The organism is Streptomyces sp. SID12501, from assembly GCF_010550245.1.
Taxonomy (GTDB): Bacteria; Actinomycetota; Actinomycetes; order Streptomycetales; family Streptomycetaceae; genus Streptomyces.
On record NZ_JAAGLU010000185.1, the window covers coordinates 1 to 739 of the forward strand.

A 739-nucleotide genomic window follows, 5' to 3' on the forward strand; every position below is an offset into this window, starting at 1 on the left:
CACGCTGCGGTACCGGATGAAGCGGGTCGAGGAGATCCTCGGGCGCTCCCTGGACGACCCGGACGTCCGGATGGAACTCTGGCTCGCCCTGAAGGCGGCCACCCCGGCCACCTGAGCCCGACCGACCTGCCCGACGACGGACCCCGCGCGCACGGGTCCGCCCGACCCGCGACACTGACAAACCGGCGAAGCCGGACAGGTCGCCGCTCCACGCCGGATAAACAACGAAACCCCGACGGCGTCCTACCGTGGTGAGGCCAGGACCCGCCTCCGGCTGCCGCTGCGAGGTACCCCCCGCACAACCCGAAGGGCCGGGATTCGCATGACCTCCACCCACGCCTTCTGGCTCGCCGGCCGCGAGGCCTCCGGCGAGGACAGCTTCGACGTCCACAACCCGTGGGACGGCCGGCTCGTCGGTACCGTCAGCGTGCCGACCGACGCACAGGTCGAAGAGGCCGTGGCCGCGGCGCACGCCGTGACGGCGGAGTTCTCCGCCACCCCCGCCCACGTTCGCGCGGCGGCCCTGGACCACGTGTCGCGCCGGCTCGCCGAGCGCACAGAGGAGATCGCCCAGCTGATCTCCGCCGAGAACGGCAAGCCGGTCAAGTGGGCCCGCGGCGAGGTCGGCCGTGCGGTGTCCGTGTTCCGCTTCGCGGCCGAGGAAGCCCGTCGCTTCAACGGCGGAGAGGCCCAGCGCCTGGACACCGACGCCGGTGGCGTCGGCCGGCTGGCCCTGACC

At 73.2% G+C, this 739-nt stretch carries 2 protein-coding genes; both read left to right on the forward strand.

The window, feature by feature from the left end; translation table 11 throughout:
• Window positions 1–115: helix-turn-helix domain-containing protein (locus tag G3I71_RS45130; RefSeq protein ID WP_164324708.1), on the forward strand; the 115-nt coding region annotated here is incomplete at its 5' end.
• A 207-nt stretch (window positions 116–322) separates the two neighbouring features.
• Window positions 323–739: aldehyde dehydrogenase family protein (locus G3I71_RS45135; protein ID WP_164324711.1), on the forward strand; the 417-nt coding region annotated here is incomplete at its 3' end.